At 67.8% G+C, this 7,422-nt stretch carries 10 protein-coding genes; 4 read left to right on the forward strand and 6 right to left on the reverse strand.

Annotated features, from left to right (window positions below):
• The 3 genes from AB0L70_RS41600 to AB0L70_RS41610 all read right to left on the reverse strand — a co-directional run.
• On the reverse strand, positions 1-176 hold a 176-nt coding region (locus AB0L70_RS41600; RefSeq protein ID WP_363692477.1), incomplete at its 3' end, for an adenylyltransferase/cytidyltransferase family protein.
• Between the two features lie 20 nt (positions 177-196).
• A complete protein-coding gene (locus tag AB0L70_RS41605; protein ID WP_363692468.1) occupies positions 197-355 on the reverse strand; it encodes a hypothetical protein in 159 nt (52 codons plus the stop codon).
• 89 nt (positions 356-444) lie between these two features.
• Entirely contained in the window at positions 445-579 is a 135-nt protein-coding gene (locus AB0L70_RS41610) for a hypothetical protein (RefSeq protein ID WP_363692469.1), read from the reverse strand.
• Positions 580-722: 143 nt separating this feature from the next.
• Between AB0L70_RS41610 and AB0L70_RS41615 the strand changes: the two genes are divergently transcribed.
• Complete coding sequence (locus AB0L70_RS41615) at positions 723-1,172, forward strand: Lrp/AsnC family transcriptional regulator (protein ID WP_363692470.1); 450 nt, start codon at positions 723-725, stop codon at positions 1,170-1,172.
• Here the strand turns inward: AB0L70_RS41615 and AB0L70_RS41620 are convergent.
• Complete coding sequence (locus AB0L70_RS41620) at positions 1,105-2,295, reverse strand: MFS transporter (protein WP_363692471.1); 1,191 nt, start codon at positions 2,293-2,295, stop codon at positions 1,105-1,107. The two genes, AB0L70_RS41615 and AB0L70_RS41620, sit on opposite strands and share 68 nt — an antisense overlap.
• 81 nt (positions 2,296-2,376) lie before the next feature.
• On the opposite strand from AB0L70_RS41620, the gene AB0L70_RS41625 reads away from it, so the two are divergent.
• A complete protein-coding gene (locus AB0L70_RS41625; protein WP_363692472.1) occupies positions 2,377-3,240 on the forward strand; it encodes a winged helix-turn-helix transcriptional regulator in 864 nt (287 codons plus the stop codon).
• Here the strand turns inward: AB0L70_RS41625 and AB0L70_RS41630 are convergent.
• The gene (locus tag AB0L70_RS41630; protein ID WP_363692473.1) at positions 3,227-4,114 is read right to left on the reverse strand and encodes an alpha/beta hydrolase; all 888 of its coding nucleotides are present in this window, start codon (positions 4,112-4,114) and stop codon (positions 3,227-3,229) included. The genes AB0L70_RS41625 and AB0L70_RS41630 overlap by 14 nt on opposite strands.
• A 66-nt stretch (positions 4,115-4,180) precedes the next feature.
• Between AB0L70_RS41630 and AB0L70_RS41635 the strand changes: the two genes are divergently transcribed.
• The gene (locus tag AB0L70_RS41635; RefSeq protein ID WP_363692474.1) at positions 4,181-4,759 is read left to right on the forward strand and encodes a PadR family transcriptional regulator; all 579 of its coding nucleotides are present in this window, start codon (positions 4,181-4,183) and stop codon (positions 4,757-4,759) included.
• 683 nt (positions 4,760-5,442) lie between these two features.
• Positions 5,443-6,018 carry a 4'-phosphopantetheinyl transferase superfamily protein gene (locus AB0L70_RS41640; protein WP_363692475.1) on the forward strand — a complete coding sequence of 192 codons (576 nt, stop codon included), beginning with the start codon at positions 5,443-5,445 and terminating at the stop codon, positions 6,016-6,018.
• Here AB0L70_RS41640 and AB0L70_RS41645 read toward each other — a convergent pair.
• On the reverse strand, positions 6,003-7,247 hold the full coding sequence (locus tag AB0L70_RS41645; protein ID WP_363692476.1) for a glutamate-5-semialdehyde dehydrogenase: 1,245 nt from the start codon (positions 7,245-7,247) through the stop codon (positions 6,003-6,005). The two genes, AB0L70_RS41640 and AB0L70_RS41645, sit on opposite strands and share 16 nt — an antisense overlap.
• Between the last annotated feature and the right edge of the window lie 175 nt (positions 7,248-7,422).

Here is a 7,422-nt window from a genome sequence, read left to right on the forward strand (position 1 = left end):
GGCGCCGACACCTTCTTGTCCGACTTCTGCCACGGCTGGCCGGTCGGGACGAAGATCACCTCGTCCAGATCGAAGTACGCCTGGACCTCGCTGGCCGCGACCAGGTGCCCATGGTGGATGGGGTCGAACGTGCCACCCATCACGCCCAGGCGCCGGACCCGCTCGACAGAAGCCATATCAGCCAGTTCTCAGCCGCTCAGCTGTGCGGCCGGCCCTTACCCATGATGACGGTGACGAGCAGCAGCAGGACGAGCACGAACAGCGCGAAACCGCCGTACCACCACGGCGAGATGTGCGAAGCCTCGGTACTGGCCTCTTCGAGGGCCGCGACCTGCGGCAGGAGCAGCTTGAGCATGGACCAGAGCCTATCTCGTCACCACCGACACAACAGCGACCGGTGGCCCTGTGAGAACACAGGAGTCGCACCGGTCGCGAACAAATCGGTCAGCTGGGACGGACGTGACGGGTCAGCAGCCGGCGCCAGGTGGACGGCACGGCGTGTGCACGCCGCGCCCTCGCGGCGACGCGGTGCCGCTCGTCGATCTGGGCACGGGCAACAACATCGGCGGGGGAGATCATGGTTCCTTCACTAGGTTGGTACGACGGTATCGGGACGAGCTCGCCTCGATACCCCAATTGTACGGTTTGCCTTACGTTGTCACAAACGAATTAAAGGTCCAGTAGATTCCCTGCCTACGAATCTCTGGCGAACGGGAGGATCCATGGACGCGATCGACAGACAGCTGATCGAGGCGCTGCGACTGAACGGGCGCTCGAGCTGGGCCGAACTCGGCCGGGTCGTCGGCCTGTCCGGGCCGAGCGTGCAGGAGCGGGTCCGCCGGCTGGAGGATCGCGGCGTACTGCTCGGCTATCGCGCGGTGGTCGCACCGGCACAGGTCGGGCTCGGCACCAGCGCGCTGATCGGGCTGTTCCAGCGCGACGACGTGGAGACCGACGACATCGTCGAACAGGTTCGCGAGATCGCGGCGGTCGAGGATTGCTGGTTCGTCGCCGGCGACCAGGAGCTCGTGGTCAAGGTTCGCGTCGCCGACGTCACCCAGCTCGAAGCGGTGGTCGGCTCACTGCGACGGGTGAACGGCGTGGTCAGGACCCGGACGACTGTCGTGCTGTCGACACGCTGGGAAGGGCGTCCCGCGCCGCTGCCCGAATGACGAGGGCAGCCACCAGAGCGAGCGCGGCCGCGACCGGGAAGAGCAGTCCCGGCGCGTGCTCGTACGCCGTACCGCCCAATGCAGGAGCCAGGAACATCCCACTGATCGAGGCAGCGGCGTACAGGCTCGAGTAGCGCCCGACCATCCCCTCCGGAGCCGCATCGGCGACGTACGCCGTGGCCGTCGGTTTGTAGAGCATCTCCCCCGCCGTGATCACGGCCACCGCGACAGCTGCCCCGACCAACGCCGGCCAGAACCCCAGGGCCGCCAGCCCGACGCCCACCAGCGCGAACCCGACAGCAATCACGTGCGTCGCCCGATGTCCCCTCAGCCGCACCGCCAGCGGCGCCTCACAGCACACGATGACCACGGAACTCAGGCCGATCAGTACGCCGTACGCGACCACAGGTGAACCCGCATCCCTCAACAACAACGGCATCGTCGCGAACAGCTGCCGATACACGGTGTCGACCACCACGATCGTCGCCAGCAACACGAGCACCGTCCGATCCCTCAGCAGCTCCCGCCAGAGCCCTGCACCAGAAGGCACCGACCTGCGACGTGCCGCGGGGACCCAGCGCCAGATGATTGCCGCGAGCACCAGACTGCTCACCGCATCGATCACGAAGACCAGCGAGAAGTCGTACGCCGCCACGAGTCCGCCAAGCGGCGGCCCGATCGTGAAGCCGGCGTTGCTCGCGGTCCGCGACAGCGCGATCCCCTCGCGCCGACGCTCAGCGGGGAGCGCGGTCGCGACCAGCGCACTCAGATTCGGCCGACTCGCCCCACCGAACAGACCGGCCAGCGCGGCGACCACACCAAGCAGCCCATTAGGCGTCAGCGGCATCGCCACGCAGCTGATCGCCCAGGCCAGCTGGCTGATCACAGCCGCCGTACGCAGGCCGAAACGGTCGCCGAACCATCCCCCGCCGAGGTTGCCGCCCAACAAACCCACGCCGTACGCCGCAGCCGCGAAGCCAGCCTGCTGCGCCGACATCCCGCGATCCTCGACCAGGTACAGCGTCAGGTAGATCCACGCCAGGGCGCCGGCCGAACTGACCAGCTGCCCGACCATCACCGCCTTGAGCCAGGCCGGCAACTCCGCGATCCGACGCCAGTACATGCGCACTCCTCAGGTAGAGTGAGTTCCTAAGAGGAACTTACTCATCGCGTTAGCGTGGTGGCAACCGGATTGGGGGTCGACGTGCGGCGGAGTACCTTCTCGCCCGAGCCGGATTGTGCGATCGCGCAGTCCCTCGGCGTCATCGGCGACGGCTGGGAGCTGCTGATCGTCCGCGACCTGGCTCGCGGCGTCGATCGGTTCGACCAGCTCGCCGAGTCGCTGGCGATCTCCCGGAAGGTCCTGACCGAGCGGCTCACCGGTCTGCTCGACAGCGAGATCATCGAGCGATCGGCGTACCAGGACCGTCCGACTCGCTACGCCTACCGCCTCACACCGCGCGGTCGTGCGCTACTGCCCGTGCTGGTCGCGCTCCAGGACTGGGGTGACCGCTGGCTGCTCGGCGACGGCTCACTCACCGGTACGAACGACGCAGACGAGCCGCCCGCGCACCGCATCCACGAGCTCGTTGGCCAACGCGTTCCGGACATCTCGCTGCCGTCCATTGCCGGTACGGCGCTTGACGTAGTGGACACCGGATCCCAGTCGACCGTCCTGTTCGGCTACCCGGCGACGGGTCGGCCGACGCCGCTGCCGGACGGCTGGGACGAGATCGCGGGCGCGACCGGCTGCACGTTGGAGAACCGGCTCTTCGCGGCCCGGTACGACGAGTTCGCCGCCAAGGGAGTCGCGATCCGCGGCGTCAGTACGCAACGGACCGACGAACAGGAGGCGTTCGCGAAAGCCGAGGAGATCCCCCACCTGCTGCTGTCCGACCTCGAGCTCGAACTGACCGCTGCGCTCCGGCTGCCCACCTTCCGCGCTGGTGGGTACGAGCGGCTCAAGCGCGTCGTACTGGTGATCGGCACCGATCGCGCAATCAAGGCTGTGCGTTATCCGGTCACGGACATCGCGGACGCGGTCGACTGGGCGCTCAGGACTGCTTGAAGAACGCCTTGACCTCGGCCGCGACGCGACCGACCACTTTGGCGCTGCCACCTGGGTTGGTACCGCCGGGATCGCTCGAGGCACCGTGGTCGAGGCCGTCGAACTCCACCCGTTGACAGTGCGGCAGGACCTTCTCCAGCGTGTCTCGCCACGGCTTCAGCGCCTTCAGACCTTTGCTGCCACCCATCAGCAGCACGTCCGCCGAGACGTTGCGGAATGCGTCGAAGGTGCCGGCCAGCTCGGCGATCAGTGCGCCTTCGTGATGGATCGTCGGCGCGAGTGTGCGCATGGTGACGGCGTCCGGCCCGGCCTGCCGCTCGTCCTTGACCAGCATCTTCTCGGTCATCCGCGTCATCAGTCCGCGCGGGATCACCTTCAGGAACGCCGGCGCCAGCTGCAGCCCGTACATGCTGGTCACCATCGCGCCGGCAAGATTGCCCTCGGCAACTTCACGGTCGAAGCGGGCCAGCCACTCGCGATGCGGCGTCGGATTGTCAACAATCGCAGGTTCATACAATGCGACTTTCTGCAAGCTTGAGAGCGTGCGCGCCGCCTCCAGCACGACCGCGCCGCCCGCACTCACGCCGAATGCCAACTCGGCGCCGGCTGCGGTCAGTACAGCTTCGAGATCTTCGACCTCGGTACGCACGGTGTGGTCCAGCCGATGCGGACCGGACAGACCGCGACCGCGGCGATCGGGCAGGTAGACGGTGAACTCGTCGGCCAGCGCCTCAGCGAGGAGGGTGTGACTGCGGGCGGACTCCATGCTGCCGTGCAGTACGACGACCGCCGGTCCCTGCCCGGTCTTCCAGTAGCCGATCTCGGTCCCGTCGCGGGACTCCACCACATCCTGAGTCAGTTCTGCTGTGTTCATGGATCGATAGTCACACATCATCTAGTTTCATTGCAACTAGTATCTGTGAACCCGTATGCTGTCGAAGTGACCTTCCGACGTTCACCACTCGCGCTCGCGATTCTCGGCCTCCTCGAGAACGGGCCGCTGCACCCGTACGGGATCCAGCGGCTGATCAAGCAGTGGGGCAAGGACCAGGTGGTCAATGTCGGTCAGCGGACCAGTCTGTACCGGATGATCGTGCGGTTGGAGGAGGCTGGGCTCATCACCGCCGGCGCCACCGAGCGGGACGAGCGGTACCCGGAGCGGACGGTCTACCACCTGACCGAGGACGGGCGGGCGGTGTGCCGGGAGTGGCTGGCGGAGATCCTCAGCATCCCGCGCAACGAGTTCCCCGAGTTTCCGGCGGGTCTGTCGTTCGTGATGCTGGTGCCGCCGGAGACGGCCGGCGAACTCCTCCTGCAGCGGCGCGAACTGCTGGCGGAACGCATCTCGGAGCTCGACGGTGAGCTGGTCCTTGAGGTCGAAGGCGGCCCGATCCCCCGATTCGCGCTACTCGAGACCGAGTACCAGCGAGCGATCGCGGTAGCCGAATCCGAGTGGATCGACCGAATAGTCGACGACCTAACCACAGGCAAACTGACCTGGACCCCGGGGCCGGTATGACGACCGACAGCGGACCGACAAACGAAGCCAGGCCGACAGCCACCACCGGTTCGACGGACGCGGTCGCCTCGACGGGTGACCCCTGGTTGACGGACCCGGTTGCCTCGACGAGTGCAGTTGAGGCAGCGGGAGCGGTCGGTTCGGCGAACGCGGCTGGGTCGCCGAGTGCGGTCGGGTCGACGGACGCAGCTGGGTCGACGGACATGGTTGGGATGGCGGGTGCGGTTGGGGCGCCGAGTGCGGTTGGCGCTGCGGACGCGGTTGCGTCGACGGGTGCAGTTGGGTCGGCGGACGAGGCTGGGGCGGTGGGAGCCGTTGCGTCGACAGGCGCAGCCGGTAAGACGGACGCAGCTGGGTCGACGGACGCTGCTGGGTCGACGGGTGGGGCTGTGTCGACGGACTCGGTGGCCTCGACGGATGCAGTGGTGGCGGCGGACGCGGTTGCGTTGACGAGCGCGGTTGAGGCATCGGAGGCGGTTGCGTCGACGGACGCGGTTGCATCGCGGGGTCCGGCGGGGGCAACGGAGGCGGTTGCGTCGACGGACGCGGTTGGGGTGGTGGGTGCCGTTGGGGCGCCGAGCGCGGTTGTCTCGACGGGTGCGGTTGGGGCGGGTGGGCGGCGGGGGGTGGTTGAGGTTTGGTGGGGGCGGGTTGGGATGGTGCAGGATGAGTTTGTTGGGGATATGGATGAGGTTGAGCGCGGGCGGTTGGCGGCGTATGTGCGGGATGAGGACAAGGCGCGGTTCCTGCTCGGGGCGACGCTGGTCCGGCGGTTGCTGGCGGCGCGGTTCTCGTTGCCTCCGGCAAGTATTGTCGTCAATCGGACCTGCCCCGACTGCGGGAAGCCGCACGGCAAGGTTCGGACAGACGGCGCCGAGTTGTCCGTGACGCACGCCGGCGACCTCGTCGGCGTTGCGATCGGCGACCACCCGCTCGGGCTCGACGTGGAGAAGGTCGACCCCGGGATCGACATCGACGCGGTGGCCCGGCTCACGCTTGCGCCGGAGGAGCTGCGTGACCTCAGCCAGTACAACGGAATCGAAAAGGCGAGCGTGTTCACGACGTACTGGACTCGGAAGGAAGCCGTCGTGAAGGCGACCGGTGACGGCCTCCGCACCGATCTGCGCACCGTCATGGTCCCGGACGGCACGCACCTGGTGGAGCTGGCGGTCCCGCCGGGATACCTAGCGGCGCTGGCCGTGATGTCGGCCGCGCCGCCCGTCGTCGAGGAGAACGACGCGACTCAGCTCCTGAGCTGACCTTCCCCGGTAACGACGTACTTGGTGGACGTCATCTCCGGAAGGCCCATCGGGCCGCGGGCGTGGAGTTTCTGGGTCGAGATGCCGATCTCCGCACCGAAGCCGAACTCCCCGCCGTCGGTGAACCGCGTGCTCGCGTTGACCACGACCGCGGCCGAGTCCACCGCCTGCACGAAGCGACGGGCGGAAGCCTGGGACCGAGTAATGATCGCCTCGGTGTGACCCGAGCTGTAGCGACGAATGTGCTGCACCGCATCCTCCAGCGAGGAAACCACGGCCGCGGACAGGTCCAACGAGTTGTACTCGATGCCGAAGTCTTCCTCGGTCGCGGCAACAACATCCTTGCCCGCAGCAACAACCGTCGGATCGCCGTGCACGGTGACACCGGCCTCGGCGAGCGCGGGGAGCGCCTGCGCCAGGAACTCGTCCGCGATCGACGAGTGCACGAGCAGCGACTCGGCCGCGTTGCAGACGCTCGGGCGCTGGGTCTTCGAGTTGAGCAGGATCTTCAGCGCCAGTTCGAGATCGGCGTCGGCATCGACGTACACGTGGCAGTTGCCGACCCCGGTCTCGATCACCGGCACGGTCGACTCGGAGACCACGGTCTGGATCAGCCCAGCACCACCGCGCGGAATCAGTACGTCGACCAGCCCACGCGCCTGCATGAGCTCCTTCACCGCGGCCCGATCCGTCGGCACACCCTGTACGACGTCCGCCGGCAACCCGGCCGACTCGGCGGCATCCCGCAGTACGGCGATGATCGCCTCGTTGGACGCGGCGGCCGACGACGAGCCGCGGAGCAGGACCGCGTTGCCCGACTTGAGGCAGATGCCGGCCGCATCGGCGGTCACGTTCGGACGCGCCTCGTAGATGATGCCGATCACGCCGAACGGCACCCGCACCTGGCGGAGCTCGAGCCCGTTCGGCAGCGTGTACCCGCGAACGACCTCCCCCACCGGGTCGGTCAGTCCCGCCAGCTGCTCGAGTCCCGCAGCCATCGCATCCACACGCTTCGGGTCCAGCGCCAGCCGGTCCACCGTCGACTCCGGCATACCGCCCTCTCGCGCAGCCGCAACATCCTTCGCGTTCGCGGCGACGATGCCGTCCGTGTTGGCACGCAACGCCGCCGCCATCGCGTGCAGTGCTGCGTCCTTGGTCGCCCGGGACGCATCCGCCAAGGCGTACGACGCCTCCCGCGCCCGCCGGGCCAACTCGATGATCTCGCTCACCCCTTCATCGTAGAGCGCGCCCGCCCGGTCCTGCCCCTCCGTCTCAACCCCGCGGGGGATACGAGGGGATATCCCTTCGGCACCGCCGCGAACTGCGTCCCGGCGAACTGGAACACCTGGGTCATCAACAACGACACCAGCACCGCCAGCTCGAACAGCCGGACCGCCCGGGTCC

The sequence above is a fragment of the Kribbella sp. NPDC051952 genome (assembly GCF_040680855.1).
Classification (GTDB): domain Bacteria; phylum Actinomycetota; class Actinomycetes; order Propionibacteriales; family Kribbellaceae; genus Kribbella.